The organism is Streptomyces sp. NPDC060064, assembly GCF_042736455.1.
Classification (GTDB): Bacteria; Actinomycetota; Actinomycetes; order Streptomycetales; family Streptomycetaceae; genus Streptomyces.
Genome location: NZ_JBHWWF010000006.1, coordinates 65,130 through 86,182, shown reverse-complemented (window position 1 = coordinate 86,182; position 21,053 = coordinate 65,130). Strand labels below are relative to the sequence as shown.

At 71.5% G+C, this 21,053-nt stretch carries 20 protein-coding genes; 10 read left to right on the top strand and 10 right to left on the bottom strand.

The window, feature by feature from the left end:
• Positions 1–38: 38 nt before the first annotated feature.
• The 4 genes from ACFWDI_RS09970 to ACFWDI_RS09955 all read right to left on the bottom strand — a co-directional run bounded on the left by ACFWDI_RS09970 (position 39) and on the right by ACFWDI_RS09955 (position 3,267).
• On the bottom strand, positions 39–872 hold the full coding sequence (locus ACFWDI_RS09970) for a hypothetical protein (RefSeq protein ID WP_385302608.1): 834 nt from the start codon (positions 870–872) through the stop codon (positions 39–41).
• 146 nt (positions 873–1,018) lie between these two features.
• Positions 1,019–1,963, bottom strand: a complete 945-nt coding sequence (locus tag ACFWDI_RS09965) for an N-acetylmuramoyl-L-alanine amidase (protein ID WP_385302607.1) — start codon at positions 1,961–1,963, stop codon at positions 1,019–1,021.
• Positions 1,964–1,986: 23 nt separating this feature from the next.
• On the bottom strand, positions 1,987–2,637 hold the full coding sequence (locus ACFWDI_RS09960) for a class I SAM-dependent methyltransferase (RefSeq protein ID WP_385302605.1): 651 nt from the start codon (positions 2,635–2,637) through the stop codon (positions 1,987–1,989).
• A gap of 129 nt (positions 2,638–2,766) precedes the next feature.
• Entirely contained in the window at positions 2,767–3,267 is a 501-nt protein-coding gene (locus tag ACFWDI_RS09955; RefSeq protein ID WP_385302603.1) for a hypothetical protein, read from the bottom strand.
• A 203-nt stretch (positions 3,268–3,470) separates the two neighbouring features.
• On the opposite strand from ACFWDI_RS09955, the gene ACFWDI_RS09950 reads away from it, so the two are divergent.
• The 3 genes from ACFWDI_RS09950 to ACFWDI_RS09940 all read left to right on the top strand — a co-directional run bounded on the left by ACFWDI_RS09950 (position 3,471) and on the right by ACFWDI_RS09940 (position 8,369).
• On the top strand, positions 3,471–5,624 hold the full coding sequence (locus tag ACFWDI_RS09950) for an acyl-CoA dehydrogenase (RefSeq protein ID WP_385302601.1): 2,154 nt from the start codon (positions 3,471–3,473) through the stop codon (positions 5,622–5,624).
• 11 nt (positions 5,625–5,635) lie between these two features.
• The gene (locus tag ACFWDI_RS09945; protein ID WP_385302599.1) at positions 5,636–6,850 is read left to right on the top strand and encodes a lipid-transfer protein; all 1,215 of its coding nucleotides are present in this window, start codon (positions 5,636–5,638) and stop codon (positions 6,848–6,850) included.
• A gap of 73 nt (positions 6,851–6,923) precedes the next feature.
• Positions 6,924–8,369, top strand: coding sequence for an MFS transporter (locus tag ACFWDI_RS09940; RefSeq protein ID WP_385302597.1), 1,446 nt, complete (start codon positions 6,924–6,926; stop codon positions 8,367–8,369).
• Positions 8,370–8,400: 31 nt separating this feature from the next.
• Here ACFWDI_RS09940 and ACFWDI_RS09935 read toward each other — a convergent pair whose 3' ends face one another.
• Genes ACFWDI_RS09935 through ACFWDI_RS09920 form a run of 4 tightly spaced genes read right to left on the bottom strand, consistent with a single transcriptional unit; the run spans position 8,401 to position 12,021 of the window.
• Positions 8,401–9,033: a response regulator gene (locus tag ACFWDI_RS09935; protein ID WP_385302888.1), complete on the bottom strand. Its 633-nt coding sequence runs from the start codon at positions 9,031–9,033 to the stop codon at positions 8,401–8,403.
• Positions 9,034–9,068: 35 nt separating this feature from the next.
• The gene (locus ACFWDI_RS09930; protein WP_385302596.1) at positions 9,069–10,376 is read right to left on the bottom strand and encodes a sensor histidine kinase; all 1,308 of its coding nucleotides are present in this window, start codon (positions 10,374–10,376) and stop codon (positions 9,069–9,071) included.
• On the bottom strand, positions 10,373–11,092 hold the full coding sequence (locus tag ACFWDI_RS09925) for an ABC transporter permease (protein ID WP_385302595.1): 720 nt from the start codon (positions 11,090–11,092) through the stop codon (positions 10,373–10,375). The genes ACFWDI_RS09930 and ACFWDI_RS09925 overlap by 4 nt, the downstream gene beginning before the upstream one ends.
• A complete protein-coding gene (locus ACFWDI_RS09920; RefSeq protein WP_385302593.1) occupies positions 11,089–12,021 on the bottom strand; it encodes an ATP-binding cassette domain-containing protein in 933 nt (310 codons plus the stop codon). Before ACFWDI_RS09920 ends, ACFWDI_RS09925 begins: the two co-directional genes overlap by 4 nt.
• 263 nt (positions 12,022–12,284) lie before the next feature.
• On the opposite strand from ACFWDI_RS09920, the gene ACFWDI_RS09915 reads away from it, so the two are divergent.
• The 3 genes from ACFWDI_RS09915 (at position 12,285) to ACFWDI_RS09905 (ending at position 15,286) form a co-directional block, all read left to right on the top strand.
• On the top strand, positions 12,285–13,166 hold the full coding sequence (locus ACFWDI_RS09915; RefSeq protein ID WP_385302592.1) for a MaoC/PaaZ C-terminal domain-containing protein: 882 nt from the start codon (positions 12,285–12,287) through the stop codon (positions 13,164–13,166).
• A gap of 82 nt (positions 13,167–13,248) precedes the next feature.
• Positions 13,249–14,334 carry a Zn-dependent alcohol dehydrogenase gene (locus ACFWDI_RS09910; protein WP_385302590.1) on the top strand — a complete coding sequence of 362 codons (1,086 nt, stop codon included), beginning with the start codon at positions 13,249–13,251 and terminating at the stop codon, positions 14,332–14,334.
• Positions 14,335–14,344: 10 nt separating this feature from the next.
• Positions 14,345–15,286 carry a 3-oxoacyl-ACP reductase gene (locus tag ACFWDI_RS09905; protein ID WP_385302588.1) on the top strand — a complete coding sequence of 314 codons (942 nt, stop codon included), beginning with the start codon at positions 14,345–14,347 and terminating at the stop codon, positions 15,284–15,286.
• A gap of 157 nt (positions 15,287–15,443) precedes the next feature.
• Here ACFWDI_RS09905 and ACFWDI_RS09900 read toward each other — a convergent pair whose 3' ends face one another.
• The gene (locus ACFWDI_RS09900) at positions 15,444–15,617 is read right to left on the bottom strand and encodes a hypothetical protein (protein ID WP_327323263.1); all 174 of its coding nucleotides are present in this window, start codon (positions 15,615–15,617) and stop codon (positions 15,444–15,446) included.
• A 119-nt stretch (positions 15,618–15,736) separates the two neighbouring features.
• Positions 15,737–16,897, bottom strand: a complete 1,161-nt coding sequence (locus ACFWDI_RS09895; protein ID WP_385302586.1) for a hypothetical protein — start codon at positions 16,895–16,897, stop codon at positions 15,737–15,739.
• Positions 16,898–17,173: 276 nt separating this feature from the next.
• Between ACFWDI_RS09895 and ACFWDI_RS09890 the strand changes: the two genes are divergently transcribed.
• From ACFWDI_RS09890 to ACFWDI_RS09875, 4 genes are read left to right on the top strand one after another with little or no spacing between them, the layout of a single operon-like run.
• The gene (locus ACFWDI_RS09890; protein ID WP_385302585.1) at positions 17,174–18,013 is read left to right on the top strand and encodes a Nif3-like dinuclear metal center hexameric protein; all 840 of its coding nucleotides are present in this window, start codon (positions 17,174–17,176) and stop codon (positions 18,011–18,013) included.
• Positions 18,010–18,753: a zinc ribbon domain-containing protein gene (locus tag ACFWDI_RS09885; protein WP_385302886.1), complete on the top strand. Its 744-nt coding sequence runs from the start codon at positions 18,010–18,012 to the stop codon at positions 18,751–18,753. Before ACFWDI_RS09890 ends, ACFWDI_RS09885 begins: the two co-directional genes overlap by 4 nt.
• A complete protein-coding gene (locus tag ACFWDI_RS09880; protein ID WP_385302583.1) occupies positions 18,753–20,150 on the top strand; it encodes a bifunctional RNase H/acid phosphatase in 1,398 nt (465 codons plus the stop codon). Before ACFWDI_RS09885 ends, ACFWDI_RS09880 begins: the two co-directional genes overlap by 1 nt.
• A gap of 4 nt (positions 20,151–20,154) precedes the next feature.
• Entirely contained in the window at positions 20,155–21,051 is an 897-nt protein-coding gene (locus tag ACFWDI_RS09875) for a GNAT family N-acetyltransferase (protein ID WP_385302581.1), read from the top strand.
• Positions 21,052–21,053: the final 2 nt, after the last annotated feature.

Here is a 21,053-nt window from a genome sequence, read left to right as displayed (position 1 = left end):
GGAAGGGCGAGGGGCCGCTCTGCGGATCGCTGTTCGCGTCAGCCGCGCTGGATGCCCGCGGTGTCCTGCAGCACGCCACGACGGCCGTCCTGCGTCTGGGCCACCAGGCCGGGACCGCGCTGCTCGACCGCGAGGTACCAGGTGCCGGGCGCGAGCTCGGCGATCGGGGTCGGCGAACCGTCCTCGCCGTACAGCGGGCGGGCCACCGGCACCGCGAACCAGAACGGCGTGAAGTCCGCGGCGCCACCGGCGTTCTGCGGCGCGGCCGGGGCCGGCTGCTGCTGACCCGGCTGCGGCTGGGCGCCGTACGGCTGGGGCTGACCCGGCTGGCCGGGCTGTGCGCCGTAGGGCTGCTGCTGGGCACCCGGGTAGCCGTAGCCGCCGGCCATACCGGGCTGCGCGCCGTACGGCTGCGCGACCGGCTTCGGGGCGCCGAGGAGCGGGGCCTTGAAGGCCGGGACGATGAGCGAGCAGACCGCGCCGGCGGCCAGGACGAGCGTGGCGATGAAGCCGAGGATGAGGCCGATGCCGGCGTCGACACTGCCGCCGACGTCCAGGGAGCCCGCCGGGTCGAAGATCGCGCCGAGCGCGCTCCAGGCCGTGAAGACGGTCAGGGCGACGCCGAGCTGGCCGAGGTCGAGCCCGATGACCTTCGGCGGCTGCGGCAGCCCGCGCGAGATGACGATCAGAGCGGCGCCGATGATGCCGGCCAAGTAGACACCCAGGAGCAGGGACCCGTTGTCCCAGGCGTTCGGCACGCCGTCGCAGTTGCTGCCGGAGCAGTCGAACGTGTCGAGGAACGAGGCGATGAACAGCAACACCGCTGCTCCGATCACCACGCCATCGCCTCGAGTGAGGGAGCGGATGTTCACGTAAAAGTCCTTCGTCGGTCGTGTCATCGGGGCGGTCGTCGCTGCCGCCGGTGCGGCGGTGGCACGGCGCGGAGCTCGGGGGTGACTCCCCATCGTAGAGCTGAATCTATCGTCTGCCCGATCCGGCCGTCTGCCGGGTATGGGAGTTACCGTTCGAGGTAGCTGCTGATGCCGTCAGCCATTCCCTGCGCCGCTTTCTGCCGCCAGCTGGAACTTGTCAGCAGAGCGGCATCCTTCGGGTCGCGCATATTGCCGCATTCGATGAACACCTTGGGCACTGTGGACAGGTTGAGGCCGCCGAGATCCTCGCGTACGTCCAACCCCGTCCCGTCGCCCACATAGTTGGAGGGCGCGCTGCCGGTCGCGCGTACGAACTTTCCGGCGATCCGCTCGCCGAGGTCGCGCGAGGGGCCGACGATGGTCGCGGTGTCCGCCGCACCCCCCTTGACCAGGGCGGGAAGGATCACATGGAAGCCGCGGTTGCCGACGGCCGAGCCGTCGGCGTGGATGGAGATCACCGCATCGGCCTTGGCCTTGTTTCCGATGCGCGCCCGTTCATCCACACAGGGGCCGAACGGCCGGTCGTCGGTGTGGGTGAATTTCACCGTTGCGCCCTGCTTCTCGAGCAGTGTGCGAAGACGTTGTGAAACATCGAGGCTGAATTCGGCCTCGGTGTAACCGGCGTTGGTGGACGTGCCCGTCGTGTCGCATTCCTTGCGGTTGGTTCCGATATCCACGAGTTTGTTGATTTCGCTCGTGTGCTGGAAATTGCCGGGGTTGTGCCCCGGGTCGACGACCACGACCCTGCCGACGAGCGGCCCCGACGCACCGGCCCTCCCCTTCGACGGTGACGGCGAGGCGGTGGCAGAGGTGGCGGACGGTGACGGAGAGGCCGGCGGGGCGGGCTTGCCCGCGGCGGTCGACCCGCTCGGCAACGCCCTCGGCGGCTCGTTCTCGTCCGGGCCGCTCATTGCCTGCCAGGCGAGCCACCCCGCCAGCGCGGTCGGCACCAGCGCGGCAATCACGATCGTGAGATTGCCGCGACCGGAGCGGCGCGGCGGCACGGAGGGCTGGTTCTCGTCGTACGACACCCTCGCGATGCTAGCCCGGCGGCTCAGATCCCCGTTCCGGTACGCCGCAGGACGCGCAGCGAGTCGGTCACCGAGACCTCGGTGAACGCGCCGGACGCGAGTGCCCGGAGGTAGACGCGGTACGGGGCCTGGCCGGTCCACTCGTCGACCGGGTCGGGGAAGACGTCGTGGATGACGAGGAGGCCGCCGTCGGCGACATGCGGCGCCCAGCCCTCGTAGTCGCCGCCCGCGTGCTCGTCGGTGTGGCCGCCGTCGATGAAGACCAGGCCGAGGGGTGTGCCCCAGACCTTCGCGACCTGCGGGGAGCGGCCGACGACGGCGATGACGTGGTCCTCGAGACCGGCCTTGTGCAGGGTGCGGCGGAAGGTTGGCAGCGTGTCCATCTCGCCGACCTCCGGGTCGACCACGGTCGGGTCGTGGTACTCCCAGCCCGGCTGCTGCTCCTCGCTGCCCCGGTGGTGGTCGACCGTGATCGCCGTCGTCCCCGCCTCACGGGCGGCGTCGGCGAGCAGGATGGTCGAGCGCCCGCAGTAGGTGCCCACCTCGAGCAGCGGCAGTCCGAGCGCCCCGGCCTCGGCGGCGGCCGCGTAGAGGGCGAGGCCCTCGGCCACGGGCATGAAGCCCTTGGCCGCCTCGAAGGCGGCGAGGGTCTCCGGCTTGGGGGCGGCGGCCATGGTTCCTCCTGGTCGTGCGGGGTGTCCGGCCGCCCATCGTGCCTCACACGTCGCACTCGAACCACATCGTCCTGCCTCCGAAGGCCGCGAAGGCGGGGGCGACCTGCGAGGTCGCCGCCGCCCCGGACATCACTTGGAGAGGTGGAGCGTGAGGTCGGTCTGCGTCTGGCTGACATTGACGCCATCCAGGTATCCGCGTGCGTTGTGGTAGGAGCCGGTGCCACCCGTGATCGCGAACGTGAACTTGCTGGGGAAGTCCTCGGTCAAGGGAGCGATCCCCTGGAGGGTGATGTCACCCTTGGGCAGGTGGAGGGTGGCCTCGCACTGCGCCAGGTCCGGAGTAGTGCTGAACACGGTGCAGACGACGCCGTCGCTGCCGACCGATGTGCCGTCGTGGAAGAGCTCATCGGCGAAGACGTACTCGTCGCCAAGGGGCGCCGAGTCGCCCAGGACGCCCAGGGGGAGGTAGGCCGACTGTGTGGGGACGGCGACCAGCTTGATGACTTTGCCGCCATCGCCACTGAGGCTCGCGTCGAGGTCGGGGGTGTCGGCCTGTGCAAACGGTGCGCAGGCGAGGACGGCGGCCAGAGCGGTGACCGCGACCGGCCCCAGGGCCTTGGAAGGGCGCATTCTGCGTCTCCTACGATAATTGATGGAACATAAGTGGCGATGTGTCACTTATGTTCCTTTTGCTTACCTCATCCGAATCCCTGTACGGCGCGGCGCGCCGGGCGCGAGTGGAATCCTGCCCGATCGCAACGATCGGACGGGATTCCGTGGAGTGTGCCGATCTGACCTACCGTCAGATTGGAACGTGTTCTAGTCTGCCGCCCATGGGCATCGGAATCACGCAGGAGCAGCGGGAGTTGGCCCGGTCCGTCCGCAGCTGGCTGGGGCGCGCCGTGCCGCCCGAGGCCGTACGAAAGCAGCTCGACGCGACCGGCGCCGGGGCCGGGGGACGGCCCGGCTACTGGGACGGCGCCACCGAACAAGGGCTGCTCGGCGTGCATCTTGCCGAGGAGCACGGGGGCGGGGGCGGGACCATCCTCGACCTTGCCGCCGTCCTGGAGGAAACGGGGCGCGCGGCGCTGCCGGGGCCGTACCTGCCGTGCGTGCTCGCCTCCGCCGTATTGGCCCGCGCGGGCAGAGCCGATCTGGCGGGGACACTCGCGCGAGGGGAGCGCATCGCGGCCGTCGCGCTCGGTCCCGGGGCGCTCACCGCCACCCGTACTCAGGACGGCCACCGGCTCGACGGCACCGCCCCGCCCGTCCTCGGCGCAGGGCACGCCGATCTGCTCGTACTCGAAACCCCGACGGGCTGGCTCGCGGTGGACGCGGATGCGCTCACCGTCCGAGTGCACGAGAGCGCCGACCCGACCCGGCCCACCGCCGAGGTCACCGCGCACGGCGTGACCGTGCCCCGGGACCGTGTACTGGAGATCGACACCGCTCTCGTACGGGACCTCGCCGCCGTGCTGTACGCGGCCGAAGCCTGCGGCACCGCCGCCTGGGCCCTGCACACGGCGGCCGAGTACGCGAAGGTCCGTGAGCAGTTCGGACGGCCCATCGGGCGGTTCCAGGCGATCAAGCATCTCTGCGCCGACATGCTGGTGCGCGTCGAGCAGGCGAGGGCGCTGACGTGGGACGCGGCACGCGCGGTGGACCAGAGCCCGGGCATACGCGGCCTGGTGGCCTCGCTCGCAGCCGGGGCCGCCCTTGACGCCGCGTACTCCTGCGCCAAGGACTGCATCCAGGTACTCGGCGGGATCGGGTTCACCTGGGAGCACGACGCGCATCTGTATCTGCGGCGGGCTCTCGTCGTACGGCAGCTGCTGGGGGCGGGCGACAGCCACCGGCTGCGGGCCGTACGGCTCGCCGCCGGCGGGGCGCGGCGCGAGCTCAGGCTGGAGCTGCCCGCCGAGGCGCAGACGTACCGGGAGCGGGCCCGCGAGGCCGTCGCGGCGGCACGCGGCCTCGAACCGGCCGCCGCCCGCCGCGTGCTCGCCGCCACCGGCTACGCCGCGCCGCATCTGCCCGAGCCGTACGGCCTCGGCGCGGGTCCTGTCCAACAGCTCGCCGTACAACAGGAGTTGACGCACGCCGGGATCGAGCTGAGCGGGCTGGGCATCGCGACCTGGGTGGTGCCCTCGCTCCTCGCGTACGGAACCGAGGAGCAGAAGGAACGCTTTCTGCTGCCGACGCTGCGCGGCGATGTGCTCTGGTGCCAGCTGTTCAGCGAGCCCGGAGCGGGATCGGATCTGGCGAGCCTGCGCACCAGGGCCGAGAAGACGGCGGACGGCTGGCGGATCACCGGACAGAAGGTGTGGACGAGCGCCGCCCAGTGGGCCGACCACGGGATACTGCTCGCCCGTACCGACCCGGATGCTCCCAAGCACAAAGGGCTGACGTACTTCCTCGTGGACATGAAGAACACCGAGGGGATCGACATCCGGCCGCTCAAGGAGATCACCGGGGAGTCGCTCTTCAACGAGGTGTACTTCGACGGGGCGCTGCTCCCGCACGACGCCGTGGTCGGGCAGGTCGACGACGGCTGGAAGGTCGCCCGCAACACCCTCGGCAACGAACGCGTCCACATGGCCGACCAGCTGACCTTCGACACCGGGCTCGAAGCGCTGCTCGCGCGGGCCTCCGGCCTCGACGGCGCCTGCCGTGCCCGGATCGGGTCGCTCGCCGCCGAGGCGCACGCTCTCGCCTGCATCGGCCTGCGGACCACCATGCGGCAGGTGTCAGGCCTCGACCCGGGCGCCGGGGCGTCCGTACGCAAGCTCGTTCAGACCACGCACCAGCAGAAGACCGCCGAGCTCGCCGTCGAACTGCTCGGACCCGAGGGCGCATTGCGTGAAGGGGCCGGGGAGCGGGCGGTGCACGGGCTGCTGATGTCGCGCTGTCTGACGATCGCGGGCGGCACCACGCAGGTCCAGCTCAATGTCATCGCCGAGCGGATCCTCGGCCTCCCGCGGGACTGAAGGAGTAGGACGTGAAGAGCTACATCGTCGGCGTCGGGATGACGAAGTTCGAGAAGCCCGAGTCGAGGGACTGGCAGTACTGGGACATGGCGAAGGAGGCCGGCTCGCGGGCTCTCGCCGACGCCGGGATCGCCTACGAGCAGGTGGAGCAGGTCCCCGTCGGCTACTGCTTCCAGGCATCGACGGCGGGCCAGCGGGCCGCGTACGAACTCGGCCTGACCGGCATCCCCGTCTACAACGTCAACAACAACTGCGCGACCGCGTCGACGGCGCTGATGATGGCACGGCAGTTCGTCGAGGGCGGCGTCAGCGACTGCGTACTCGCGCTCGGCTTCGAGAAGATGGCCCGCGGCGCTCTGGGAGCGGGCACCGACGGCGGAGCCCGCGGCGGAACCGCCGGTGTCGGGGGCGGGACGTCGCCGGTCGCCCGGCACTACGGCGTCATGGCGGCCGGGCACGGCTTCGAGATGTCCCCGCCCACCGCCCAGATCTTCGGCAACGCCGCCCGCGAGCACATGGAGCGGTACGGCACCACCGAGGCGCAGCTCGCCGCCGTCGGCGCCAAGAACCACAAGCACTCGGCGGCCAACCCCAACGCCCAGTTCCAGGACGTCTATTCGGTCGACGAGATCCTCGCCGCTAAGACGATCCACCGGCCGCTGACCAAGCTGCAGTGCTCGCCGACATCCGACGGTTCGGCCGCGGCGGTCGTCGTCTCCGAGCGCTTCGTCGTCCAGCACGGCCTCCACGACAAGGCAGTGGAGATCACGGCCCAGTCGATGACCACCGACACCGGCGAATCCTTCGCGTCCGGCTCCTGCATCGACGTCGTCGGCAAGCCGATGTCCCGCGCGGCCGGTCAGCAGGTCTTCGGGAGCGCCGGGCTCGGCATCGAGGACGTCGACGTCGTGGAGCTGCACGACTGCTTCTCCATCAATGAGCTGCTCACCTACGAGGCGCTGGGCATGTGCGCGGACGGCGAGTCCGGAAAGCTGGTGGAGAGCGGGGCGACGACCTACGGCGGACGATGGGTGGTCAACCCGTCGGGCGGCCTGATCTCCAAGGGACATCCGCTGGGCGCCACCGGACTGGCCCAAGTGGCCGAGCTGGTCTGGCAGCTGAGGGGCGAGGCGGGTGCGCGGCAGGTGGACGGGGCGCGGGTCGGGCTCGCGCACAACATCGGGCTCGGCGGGGCCGCGGTGGTCACACTGCTGCGAAGGTCCTAGGTCCGGCGGGCCCCCGGTCCGTACATCGATTTCCCGATGTACGGACCGCCGGGCGGCTGCGACCATGACCGTCATGGCCCAAGCCCCATCAGACGTCGAGCAGTCCCTCATACCGGCATCCGCCGCCCGGTCCTCGCGTACCTGGGCGGTGATTCTCGCCGCGTGCGCCGGCCAGTTCCTCGTCGTCCTCGACGTGTCCGTGGTCAATGTCGCGCTCCCCTCGATGCGCGCCGACCTCGGGCTCTCCACGACCGGCCTGCAGTGGGTCCTCAACGCGTACTCCATCGCCTTCGCCGGCTTCATGCTGCTCGGTGGCCGGGCCGCGGACATTTTCGGCCGCAAGCGGATGTTCCTCGTCGGGCTCGGTCTGTTCACCGCCGCGTCCGTCGCGGGCGGGCTCGCACAGGAGGGCTGGCAGCTGCTCGCCGCCCGTGCGGTACAGGGCCTCGGTGCGGCCGTGCTCGCTCCGGCGACCCTCACCATCCTGACGGCGGCCGTGCCGCCGGGTCCCGCGCGGACCCGGGCGATCGGCACCTGGTCGGCGGTGGGCGCGGCGGGCGGCGCGGCCGGCGGGCTCGTCGGCGGCGCCCTCACCGATCTGCTGTCCTGGCGCTGGGTATTGCTGATCAATGTGCCGGTCGGCGCGCTGGTGCTGGTGGGCGCGGCGATCTGGCTCACCGAGAGCCGGGCGGGCGACGGCCGCCGGCTCGACCTGCCGGGCGCGGTGCTGGTCACAGGCGGCCTCGCGGCGGTCGCCTACGGCATCGTGCAGACCGAGGAGTCGGGCTGGACCGCGCCCGCCACGCTGCTGCCGCTGCTCTGCGGGCTTGCGGTGCTCGGGGTCTTCGTGGCGGTGGAGGCGCGGACCGGGGCGCCGCTGATGCCGCTGAAGGTGTTCCGGTCGCGGGCGGTCTCCGCGGCGAATGTGGCCATGCTGGTCTGCGGTTCGGCGTCCTTCGCGATGTGGTTCTTCATGACGGTGTACGCGCAGAATGTGCTGGACTACACGCCGTTCCGGGCGGGCCTGGCACTCATCCCCAGCTCGCTGAGCGTCATCGTCGGCTCGAAGCTCGCACCCCGGCTGATGGCGAAGGCCGGCGCCAGGAACGTCGCCGTCATCGGCGCGCTGGTCGCCGCGACCGGATTCGGCTGGCAGTCCACGATGACCGCCGACGGCACGTATCTCACCTCGATCCTCGGCCCCGGCATCCTGATGATGGTCGGCGTCGGACTCGCCGCGACGCCGCTCGCCTCGCTCGCCACATCGGGCGCGGCACCGGGCGACGCGGGCCTGGTCTCGGGGCTGATCAACACCTCGCGCACGATGGGCGGCGCGCTGGGCCTGGCCGTTCTGTCCACGGTCGCGGCGGCGCGCACGGCGGGCGGCACCAACCCGGAGGCGCTGACGGCCGGTTATGCGCTGGCGTTCCGTACGGGGACGGGGGTGCTGGTGGCGGCGGCGGTGCTGATGCTGTTTTGGCTGCCGCGGCGGGCACATTCAAGCCCCGCCGGCGATTGAGGCGCGGGGGGTCCGGGGGCGGAGCCCCCGGTTACAGCCAGCCCTGCCGGCGTGCCGCCCGTACCGCCTCCATGCGGTTGCGCGTGCCCGTCTTGCCGATCGCGGACGACAGATAGTTCCGTACGGTCGACTCGGACAGATGCAGGGCCGCCGCTATGTCGGAGACCGTCGCTCCGTCCACCGAGGCGTTCAGCGCATCCCGTTCACGCGCGGTGAGCGGACTCGGCCCCGCACTCAGCGCCGCCGCGGCCAGCGCCGGGTCGATCACGGTCTCCCCGGTCAGCACCCGCCGGATCGCCGCGGCCAGCTCTTCGACGGGCCCGTCCTTGACCAGGAATCCGGCGGCCCCGGCCTCCATCGCCCGGCGCAGATAGCCGGGCCGGCCGAAGGTGGTGAGGATCAGCACCCGGCAGTCGGGAACCTCCTCCCGCAGATCGGCTGCCGCGTCGAGGCCGCTGCGCCCCGGCAGTTCGATGTCCAGCAGCGCCACGTCGGGCCGCGAGGCGAGCGCGGCATCGACGATGGCGTCGCCACGGCCGACCTGCGACACCACCTCGATGTCCTCCTCGAGCCCCAGCAGCAGTGCGAGTGCGCCGCGCATCATGCCCTGGTCCTCGGCGAGGAGGACGCGTACGGACTTGGCGGGCCGGTGATTCCCGGGCATCTCTTCCACGGCGTAAGGGTATGTCCGACCAGCGCTCATTCGACCTGTGCCGGTTCCGCCCGCTGTTCCGGTTCCGCCTGCCGTTCCTGCTGCTGTTCGCGCTGCTGCTCCTGCGGTGCGTCCACGGGGAGTTCCGCCCGGACCCGGAAGCCGCCCCGCGGCGACGGGCCCGCCGCCAAGGAGCCGCCCGAGGCCGAGAGGCGTTCCGTCAGGCCCTTCAGGCCCGTGCCGCCGAGGGTGGGGACGGCATCGTCGACGGGGGACCCGCGGCCGTCGTCGGTGATCGTGAGGCGGACCCGGTCCGGGGCGCCCTCCAGAGTGATCTCGCAGTGGGCCGCGCCGCTGTGGCGTATCGCATTGGTCACCGCCTCGCGGACCACCCAGCCCAGCAGCGCGGCGGTCTGCGGCTCCAGCGGTGGGCCCGACTGGCGGACCACCGGCTCGATGCCGGCCGCCGTCAGCGCCGAGCGGGCCCGGTCCAGTTCGGTGGCGAGGCTGCCCTCGCGGTAGCCGGTCACCGCCTCGCGTATCTCGGTGAGGGCCTGGCGGCCCACCGACTCGATGTCCGTGATCTGGATGATCGCGGCGTCCATGTCGCGCGGGGCGAGGCGGCGCGCGGCCTCCGACTTGACCACGATCACCGACAGCGTGTGGCCGAGCAGGTCGTGCAGATCGCGGGAGAAGCGCAGCCGTTCCTTCTCGACTGCGGTACGGGCCAGCTCCTGCCGGGTGTCCCGGAGTTCCCGCACGGTCTCGGACAGGGCGAGGATCGCGGCGGTCACCATGCCGGAGATGAACGTCCCGTAGGCGACGTTGACCGCACCCCAGCCGTCCCGCACCCCGGCGATCACCCCGGCCAGGGCGCTGAGCCCCAGCACGGTGGGGCCGAGCCGCCGCCCCCGTACGACCGAGCCGACGGCCAGGCCGAGGAGCGGGAAGAAGAGCAGCCAACTCCCGCCGTACCCGATGGCCAGCCCACAGGTGACCGCGGTCATCGCCACCAGCAGCCAGCGGGTGGAGGGCGCCTCCCGCGCCTCCTTCTGGAAGGCGCGGAACACCACGGAGATGTAGAGGGAGTTGAAGACCAGCAGACCGATGCCGCCGATCCAGGGGTTGGGGGTCTTGCCCTGGAGGAGGTTGGAGAAGGCACCCATCCCCATCAGCAGCCACGGCAGCATCGCGAAGCCGTTGGGCGGACCCATCTCCTCGGCCCCTCGCTGCCCGGACTTCCTGCGAGTCCGCCATTCGGCCTTCTGCCCGCACCGGTCGGCCTTCCAGGCGTCCATCCGCGCGGTGTACCCGGCGTTCCAGTCGCTCTTCCCGCGCATCGTCGCTCCCGTCATGCCGTCCTCGCGGCCCGACGGTATGAGATCACCGCGTACGAGCCGAACACCAGCAGCCAGCCCAGCAGCACCGTCACCGTGGTGAGGCCGGGCGCATGGCCCAGTGTCGTCGACCAGCCCAGGTCCGCGAAGCGGTTGGCCGGGGTGTACTGCGACAGCGAGCGCAGCCAGCCGGGGAACAAGTCCACCGGGAACCACAGTCCGCCGACGACCGCGAGCCCCAGATTGCAGGCCATGTTCACCACGCCCGTCGTCTGCGCGGAGAGCCGGTAGCCGTTGCCGAGCCCCAGCAGCGTGAAGGGGAGTGCGCCGAGCCAGAGCAGCACGCTGAGTGCCACCCACTGCCAGGCATCCAGCCGTACGCCGTTGAGCAGACCGCCGGCCGCGAGGACGGCGACAATCGCGGGCAGCACGGTCACCGAGCCGGTGAGCGCGCGGCCGGTGACGACCTGGCGCGGGCTCATCGGCGTGATCCGCAGCTGCCGCAGCCAGCCGAGTGCCTTGTCCTCGGCCACCCCTCCGCCGGTGGACAGGGCCGCGCCGAGTGCTCCGTATGCCGCCATGCCGACCATGGAGGCGGTCTTCCACTCGGAGGCGTTCTCGCCGAGGTTGGTGAAGAGCAGGTACATCATCACCGGCATCCCGATACCGAAGACGACGAATCCGGTGTCGCGCAGCGTGCGGCGTACTTCCAGCTTGAGGTAGGCGATGATCATCGGGCTGTCTCCAGTTCGGGCGAGGCCGAGGTGAGGGCGAGGAAGGCGTCTTCGAGCGAGACCGGGGCGACTTCGAGGCCACGGATCGCGCCGAGTTCGGCGAGTGCGACGACCGTCGCGTCGGAGTCGTCCGTACGCAGCCGGGCACGGTCGCCCCGTACCTCCACGGAGACGACGCCGGGGAGCAGGGTGAGCCCTTCGGTGCTCCGGCCCGCCAGGTCGAAGGAGACGAGATTGCCGCCGGCCGAGCGCTTGAGCTGCTCGCTCGTGCCGTCGGCCACGATCCGGCCGTGGTCGACGACGACGATCCGGTCGGCGTTGTCATCGGCCTCCTCCAGGTAGTGGGTGGAGAAGAGCACGGTGTTGCCGCGCTCGGCATAGCCGCGCATCGATTTCCAGAAGGCGTGCCGTGCCTCGACGTCGAGTGCCGCGGTCGGCTCGTCGAGGATGATCAGCTCCGGGTTGCCGGCCAGCGCGACGGCGAAGCGGACGCGCTGGACCTGGCCGCCGGAGAGCCGGTCGGCGCGGCGGTCCGCGAGCTCGGTGAGCCCGGCCAGCTCCAGCGCCTCGGCGACGGGCAGCGGCCGCGGGTAGGTGGCGGCCACGAAGGTGACCACTTCGCGCACGGTCACCCGGGGGATCGGGCGGCCGTCCTGGAGCATCGCGCCGACGCGGCCGGCGGTGACCGCGTGCTCGGGGGCGCGGCCGAAGAGCCGGACCCGGCCGGCGTCCGGGTCGTTCAGGCCGAGCATCAGGCTGATGGCGGTGGACTTGCCGGCGCCGTTGCGGCCGAGCAGGGCGACCGTCTCGCCGCGCCGGATGTCGAGGTCGATGCCGTCGACGGCGCGCACCTCGCCGAAGACCTTGGCCGCCCCCGCGAAGCTCACCGCCGCCTCGCTGTCTGTTGTCTGCCACTGCGTCTGCGTCATGTGGATCACGCTACGGAGCGGGCACAGGGTCCCGGCAGATGCGCATGTACGGACTCGGCAGTGACAAATGTCCTGGGTGGGCCGCACTTCTGACATGGCGTCAGCAGTCTTCACAAGTGTTGGGGCCTGCGTTATACATAGGGGCCATCGGCCTAGAACGCGTTCTAGAACGGGTGTCGGGGCCGGTCCCGTACGACCTCGGTGCGGCCGACGGTGCGGACGGCCGCGCCGAGGTCTTCCACTCCTCAAGGAGCAGCATCCTCATGCCCATTGATGCCGCCAAGGCCGTCGCCGCCGAACCCCGCAGCGCCGAGATCGGCTGGGACCACAAGGACGTCCTGCTCTACCACCTCGGCCTCGGCGCGGGCTCCTTCCAAGGCAGTCCGGGCCCCGCCACCGACCCCGACGAACTGCGCTACACCCTCGAGTCGAAGCTGCATGTGCTGCCCAGCTTCGCCACCGTCGCCGGCGCGGGCAAAGGCGTCATCGGCGGGCTCACCGGACCCGGTCTCGACATCAACCTGGCATCCGTACTGCACGGCGGACAGTCCGTCGAGGTCCACCGCCCGATCCCGGTCCAAGGCAGGGCCGTCTCGACCTCCCGGATCGCGGCGGTCCACGACAAGGGCAAGGCCGCGATCCTCGTCCTGCGCTCCGAGGCGGCCGACGACGAGGGCCCGCTGTGGACCAGCGACGCCCAGATCTTCGTACGCGGAGAGGGCGGCTTCGGCGGCGACCGCGGCCCCTCCCGGCGCATCGAACTCCCCGCCCGCGCCCCGGACAGGACCGTGGAGCGCACCATCCGCGAGGACCAGGCGCTGCTCTACCGGCTCTCCGGCGACTTCAACCCGCTGCACGCCGACCCCGAGTTCGCCAAGCTCGCCGGCTTCGACCGGCCGATCCTGCACGGGCTCTGCTCGTACGGCATGACACTCAAGGCGGTCGTCGACACGATGCTCGGCGGGGACGTCACCCGCATCCGCTCGTACACCACACGCTTCGCCGGGGTGGTCTTTCCCGGCGAGACCCTGCGCATCAGGATGTGGAGCTGCGCCGAGGGCACAGCCCGCGTCCAGGTGTCGGTCACGGCCGTCGAGAGGGACGACGCGCCGGTCCTCGCCGACACCATCGTCGATCACTCCTGAGCCGATCACCTGAGCCGATCACCTGAGCCGATCACCTGAGCCGATCACTCCTGAATCGATTACTCCTGAGGGGAGCCGCACCGTGCGCGCAGCCGTACTGCACGAGACAGGGCAGGACAAGCTCGAAGTCCTCGACGACATCGAGGCGGTGGGCTTCGGACCCGGAAAGGTCAAGATCCGGGTCCGGGCCACCGGACTGTGCCACTCCGACGTCTCCGCGATGAACGGCGTGCTGCCGCAGCCGGCGCCCTTCGTCCCGGGCCACGAGGGCGCCGGCGAGATCATCGACGTCGGCGACGGTGTGAACGGCGTCAAGCAGGGCGACCGGGTGCTGCTGTGCTGGCTGCCCGCGTGCGGTGTCTGTCCCGCCTGCAAGCGCGGCCAGACCCAGCTCTGTCTCGCCGGCTTCATGAACGCGGGCACGCCCAACTTCAAGCGTGCCGGCGCAAGTCCTTCCGACGTGTTCGGCTTCGCGGGCACCGGCACCTTCGCCGAGGAGGTCGTCGTCGACGCCGGCTGCGCCGTACCGATCCCCGACGATGTGCCGTTCGACATCGCCGCGCTGATCGGCTGCGGAGTGACCACGGGTCTCGGCGCGGCCGTCAACACCGCGGATGTGGCGGTGGGTTCCTCGGTCGCCGTCATCGGCTGCGGCGGCGTCGGCATCTCCGCGATCCAAGGCGCCAGGCTCAAGGGCGCAGCGCAGATCGTCGCCGTCGACCCGGTCGCGAGCCGACGTGCGGCCGCCCTCACCTTCGGTGCCACCGAGGCCGTTTCGCCCGACGAGCTGGCCGATGCCAAGCAGCGCATCACCGCCGGCGAGGGCTTCGACTACGTCTTCGAGGTCGTCGGCAAGTCGGCGACGGCCCGCACCGCGTACGAGACGACCCGGCGCGGCGGCACCCTGTGCATCGTCGGCGCGGGCGCCATGGACGACTTCCTCCAGCTCAATATGTTCGAGCTGTTCTTCGACGAGAAGCGGATCCTGCCGTCCATGTACGGGGGCGGGGACGTACTCACCTCGTACGAGCGGGCCATCGCCCTGTGGCGGGCGGGCCGGATCGACCTCGAAGGGCTGATCACCCACCGGGTGCAGCTCGCGGAGATCAATGACGCGCTGGCCCAGATGCGTACGGGCGAGGCGCTGCGTACCTGCATCGAAATCTGAGAGGAACCGGATGTCTCTGCCACTCGACGGCCTGTCCGCGATCGTCACCGGGGCGGGCCGCGGTCTCGGCCGCGCGGAAGCGCTGGAACTGGCCGGGCTCGGCGCGAGCGTCGTCGTCAACGACTTCGGCCTGCCGGGCCGCGACGGCTCCGGAGAGACCTCGGCCGCACCGGCCGAGGAGGTCGCCGCCGAGATCCGGGCGGCGGGCGGCTCCGCCGTGGCCCACCAGGGGGACGTCTCCGACTTCGCGCAGGCCCGCGAGCTCGTCCAACTGGCCGTCTCCCGCTACGGAAAGCTCGACATCCTGGTCAACAACGCGGGCATCCTGCGCGACCGGATGGTCTTCTCCATGAGCGAGGAGGAGTGGGACTCGGTCATACGGGTCCACCTCAAGGGCCACTTCAACACGACCCACTTCGCGGCGGTCCACTGGCGCGAGCGCTCCAAGACCGCGGGCGGTCCGGTCTACGGCCGGATCGTCAACACGTCGTCGGAGGCGTTTCTCGCCGGCTCCGCGGGCCAGCCGAACTACGCGGCGGCGAAGGGCGGCATCGTCGGCCTCACCACGTCCACGGCGCTGGCGCTGGGCAAGTACGGAGTGACGGCCAATGTGATCTGCCCGCGCGCCAGGACCCGTATGACGGAGGACGTCTTCGCGGGCTTCGCGGAACCGGTGGACGGCGGGCTCGACCCGCTGGCGCCGGAACATGTCGCCCCGCTGGTGGGATATCTGGTTTCTCCGGCAGCGGCGAAGGTCAACGGCCAACTGCTCGTTGTGCACGGCGGAATGGTGGCGATCGTCGAACGGCCCAGGGTGGCCGCGAAGTTCGACACGTCCAAGGAGGCGTTCAGCTACGACGAGCTGGACGGGCTGCTCACCCCGCACTATGCGGACCGGCCGCCGAACGAGACATTCGCGGCGGCGGAAGTGCTGGGCCTCAAGCACGGGTGACCGGGGCCGTCCGGTGGCCGGGGCTGTCCGGTGACCGGGGCCGTCCGGTGGCCGGACGGCCCGGTCACCGGCTTGTCCTCGATCGCCGGACGGGCTCGGGTTCAGCCCCTCCGGCGATCGAGGAGCGCGGTCCGGGGCGGAGCCCCAGGTGTCCGCGTCAGACCGCGCTGCCTACCTCCCCGGGCCGGCGGTGCCGCCCGTGCGCCGGAGTCGCGGAGTCCTCCGTCGTGGCCGCACCACCCCGGTGCTTTCCGGCGCCGCCGGCCTCGGCCTGGACGGCGGCCGCACCGTGCGGACGCTCCTGGGTCGTGTCGGTTCGGGCTTGAGACATGTGGGAAGTCACCCCGTCGTGATCGCTGAATTACGTGTTCGCAGGGCCCCCGCCCACACCCATGAACCCCGTCACCGCCGGCGTCCGGTCGGTGCGGCTGAGCAGCCCGGCCCGAGAATTTAATCAGGGGCCGTACGCCCGGTGAGAGGCGCCTGCTGCAAAGGAACCGGCTTGCACACAACAGGAGTCCCGGCGCCCTCGGACGGTTCCCCACCTGCGCATTCCGCTTGTGCCGGTTCTGTGATCACCTCGGGCTGCGTGGTCACATCCGGTACGAAGGTGTCCGTGGGTCCGTCGATCCGCGCCACCCCGCACGGCACCGCCCCGGTCGCGTACGGCAGTTGCAGCACCCCCTCCCGGCTCCACAGCCCGGCACCCGCCAACCACCCGTCCGGCGCGGCAAGTTGATGCAGCCGACGCCCCGCAGGGCGCCACAGGCCGAGCCAGCTCCCCGCCGCCCCGTCGATCCGCAGCGCCACCGCGCAGCTCTCCGGCATCAGCGCCTGTCCGGGCTGCACGGCGAACGGCGTCACCGCGCAGTCCGCGAGCCGCAGGCATTCCGGGAAGCGCACCGGCCGCAGACTTCCCAGCACCCCCCAGCCGAGCCGGCCGTGGCCCGGTGCGTTCGAGCGGATCAGCAGCAGCCCGCTGTCCGGCTCCGCCAGCAGCAGCCGGTCGTCGCTCTCCTCGGTGATCTGCAGCAGCGGCGTCACCTCCCCGCCCCGCTCCAGGTCGACCGCCACGGCCTTGACCGGGCCGTCGTCCCACTGCCGGTCCAGGGCGAGCATCCGCCCCGTACGGTCCAGCCAGACCCCGCCCGAGCAGCGCCCCGGCACCTCGGCGACCAGCTCGGGTCCGAACGCGCCGCCCGCCACCAGCCAGACCGCGGTGGACTCCGCGCCGGGTGCCAGGGCGTAGGCGGACACGCCGTCCGGCGACGGCGGCAGCAGCGTGAGCTCCGCCGACTCGATCCAGCCGAGCGGCAGTTCACCCGTCCCGGGCCCCGTCGGATACAGCAGCGAGAAGGCATGCGTGCCCGCCACCCGCCGCCGGATCAGCACCCGCCCGTCGGTCAGCGGCAGCACCTCGGCGTCGCGCTCCTCCGGCTGGCCGAGCGGCAGTGGCACCGCATACGGCTCGGGTCCGTCGAGCGTCCACCGCTCCGGGAACAGGGCCTCGCCGTCCCCGGCCAGCCGGGCCGCGTAGGTCCCGTCCGCAGTGATCGTGAACCCCGTACTCCCCACAGCTCCGTTGGCGGTCTCGATGGCACAGGCTGTCATCGGCACGTCACCTCCGGTGACTGAAGCTAGGTATCCTCTCTATGCCGGACAACGTCGAGACCGCCCACTTCACACATAAGGGTGGCCGGGCCGGGATTCGCCTGAGGGGCAGGGGGCGACTGTGCTCAGCGGGATGGCGGTGCTCAGGGTGAGGCACGCCCGAGTGCTGCGCGGACAGGGTCCTCGAGTTCCCCGGCCCGTAGTCGATCAAGCAGCGGCAGTGGTCGAACAGGCCTCCCAGGCCGATGGGGCACCGAGCGCGGGTAACCTGTTCTCGTGCCCCGTCTGTCTGAAGTCCTCACCGCGCTCGACGCCCTGTGGCCCCCCGAGCGGGCCGCAGAGTGGGACGCCGTCGGCACGGTCTGCGGGGAACCGGAAGCCCAGGTCAGCCGGGTCCTGTTCGCCGTGGACCCGGTGCAGGAGATCGCCGACGAGGCGATCGAGCTCGGCGCCCAGCTGATCGTCGCGCACCACCCGCTCTATGTGCGCGGTACGACGACGGTCGCGGCCTCCACCTTCAAGGGCCGCGTCGTGCACACGCTGATCAAGCACGACATCGCCCTGCATGTCGCGCACACCAACGCGGACACCGCCGACCCCGGGGTCTCCGACGCCCTCGCGGGCGCGCTCGACCTCCGGGTCGTACGCCCTCTGGTGCCGGACGCCACGGATCCGAGCGGTCACCGCGGCCTCGGCCGGATCTGCGAGCTCGACCATCCCGAGACACTGCGCGAGTTCGCCGCCCGCGCGGCGAAGCGACTGCCGCCCACCGCGCAGGGCATCCGCGTCGCCGGCGATCCGGACGCACTGGTCCGTACCGTCGCGGTCAGCGGCGGCTCCGGCGACAGCCTCTTCGACCAGGTGCGGGCCGCGGGTGTGGATGCGTTCCTCACCGCCGACCTGCGCCACCACCCGGCCTCCGAAGCCACGCAGCACTCGCCCCTCGGGCTGGTCGACGCCGCCCACTGGGCCACCGAATGGCCCTGGTGCGAGCAGGCCGCCGCACAGCTCGACGAGATTTCCGACCGGCACGGCTGGGGCCTCAGGGTCCACGTCTCGCACACGGTCACCGACCCCTGGTCCGCCCACCACTCTTCTCCTGGAGCCCCCAACTGAACGCCGCGCCCGCCGACCAGATCCGACTCCTCGACGTCCAGGCCCTCGACGTACGACTGTCGCAGCTCGCCCACAAGACCAAGTCGCTGCCCGAGCACGCCGAGATCGAGTCGCTCAACAAGGACCTCACGCAGCTGCGCGACCTGCTGGTCGCCGCGCAGACCGAGGAGAGCGACACCGCCCGCGAGCAGACCAAGGCGGAGCAGGACGTCGACCAGGTGCGCCAGCGCGCCGTACGCGACCAGCAGCGCCTCGACTCGGGCGCGGTCACCTCGCCCAAGGACCTGGAGAACCTGCAGCGCGAGATCGTCTCGCTCGCCAAGCGCCAGGGTGACCTGGAGGACGTCGTCCTCGAGATCATGGAGCGCCGTGAGTCCGCGCAGGAACGTGTCTCCGAGCTGACCGAGCGGGTTTCCGCCGTCCAGGCCAAGGTCGACGACGCGACCGCGCGCCGGGACGCCGCGCAGGAGGAGATCGACCGCGAGGTCGCCTCGGTCACCAAGGAGCGCGAGGTCGTGGGAGGTTCCGTACCGGCCGATCTGCTGAAGCTGTACGAGAAGCTGCGCGTCCAGCAGGGCGGGGTGGGCGCGGCCCGCCTCTACCAGCGCCGTTGCGAGGGCTGCCAGTTGGAGCTCAACATCACCGAGGTGAACGAGGTCAAGGCGGCGTCGCCGGACACCGTGCTGCGCTGCGAGAACTGCCGCCGCATCCTGGTCCGCACCGCAGAGTCGGGCCTGTAATGCGGGAGTTCGTCGTCGAGGCCGACGGCGGCTCCCGGGGGAATCCGGGCCCGGCCGGCTACGGCGCGGTCGTGCTCGACCCGAAGTCGGGCGAGCCCCTGGCCGAGGTGGCCGAGTACATCGGTGTGGCGACGAACAACGTCGCCGAGTACAAGGGCCTGATCGCGGGGCTGAAGGCCGCGAAGGCCCTCGACCCCGGGGCCTCGGTCCGGGTCCGGATGGACTCCAAGCTGGTCGTCGAGCAGATGTCGGGCCGCTGGAAGATCAAGCACCCGGACATGAAGCCGCTGGCGGCAGAGGCCGCGCGGATCCTGCCGTCCGGCCAGGTGACGTACGAGTGGATCCCGCGCGAGAAGAACAAGCACGCGGACCGGCTCGCCAATGAGGCGATGGACGCGGGCAAAAAGGGCAAGCAGTGGGAGCCGTCGCGCTCCACGGCGGCCCTGGACACGCTTGACGCGCGGGACGCGGAAGCGGCGCGAGTGGTGGGCGACGCGGCCGCCGGCGCGGCGAAGGCGAGGGCGGCGCTGGCGGGCGGCGGGTCGGCTGGTGCGGGCCGTGCGGAGTCTTCCGTCGGGGCCGGGCTCTCGGGTTCGGGTCGCGCGGAGTCTTCCGTCGGGTCCGGGTCGGCTGGTGCGGGCCGTGCGGAGTCCTCCGGCGGAGCCGGGCTCTCGGGTTCGGGTCGCGCGGAGTCTTCCGGCGGGGCCGGAGCGACCGCGAGCAGCGAAGCCGCGCCGACGGCCCCGCCGGTCGGCTGGGGCCCCGCCGACCTCGGCGCCCCGGCCACCTTTGTCCTCCTGCGCCACGGCGAGACGCCTCTCACCCCCGAGAAGCGTTTCTCGGGCAGCGGCGGCACCGACCCCTCACTGTCTCCGGTGGGCCTGCGCCAGGCCGACGCGGTCGCGGCCGCGCTCGCGGCGCGCGGCACGATCGAGGAGATCGTCAGCTCCCCGCTGAAGCGCTGTCGCGAGACCGCGGAGGCGGTCGCGGCCCGCCTGAACCTCGATGTCCGTATCGAGGAGGGTCTGCGCGAGGCGGACTTCGGCGCGTGGGAGGGCCTGACGTTCGCGGAGGTGCAGGAGCGGTACGGCGACGATCTGACAGCCTGGCTGGCCTCGCCGAAGGCGACCCCCTCGGGCGGCGGCGAGAGCTTCGCGACGGTGGCCCGCCGCGTCGCGGCAACCCGCGACAAGCTGCTCGCGCGCTACGCGGGCCGCACGGTGCTGCTGGTCACGCACGTCGCCCCGGTCAAAACCTTCGTCCGGCTGGCCCTGGGCGCTCCGCCGGAGTCCTTGTTCCGGATGGAGCTCTCGGCGGCGTCGATCTCGGTGGTGGCGTACTACTCGGACGGAACCGCGTCGCTGCGCCTGCTCAACGACACGTCTCACCTGCGCTGACGCGATGACCTGGTATCTGACCGAGGACGTCGAGGAGTTCCGCCGCGCCGCCGGCGACTGCCTGGCGCGGGACTCCGCCCTCTGCACCGCGCTGCTCACCGTGAGCGAGACGGTGCGGCGGCACGGACCGCACGCGTACGAGGACGCGGAACCCGCTCGGTTCGGGTGGTGGCGGGAGGACGACGACGCACCCGTGGACGCCGCGTTCCTGCAGACGCCGCCGCGGCCGCCACTGCTCGGCCCGATGCGGGAACCCCTCGCCCGTGCGCTGGCGCGGAAGTTGCGCGCGGCAGGGGTACCGCTCAGTGGCGTGAAAGGCGGGGACGGCAGCACACAGGCCTTCGCCGACGAGTGGACGGGCGGAGGCGGCTGGACCGCCGTCACGCGGCTGCGGCTCTTCCGGCTCGGTGTGCTGACGCCGCAGCAGTCCCCGCCGCCCGGCCGCGCCCGGCAGGCCACCGCCGACGACATCCCGGCCGCCGCCGCCTGGATGAAGAGGTTCGCCGCCGACGTAGGTGAGACGTCCGACGCGGACTACACGCAGAACATCTCGCGCCGCGTTGCCGACGGATGCCTGTATTTCTGGGAGACCGACGACGGACAGCCGGTCTCCATGGCCGCCCGCTCGCCGCTCGTCGGGGGACAGTCCCGGGTCTCGCCCGTCTACACCCCGGCCGGGCTCCGCGGACGCGGATACGCCGGCGCGGTCACCGCCGCCGTCAGCCGCGCCGCGCTCGAGGCGGGTGCGGAACAGGTCCTGCTCTTCGCGGACCAGGCCAACCCCACCAGCAACGCCCTCTACCAGCGACTCGGTTACCGACCGCTGGCCGACTTCGTCGACGTGGACTTCGTGGACGTGGACCGCCTGGACGTGGACCTCGTCGACGTGGACCTCGGCTGAAC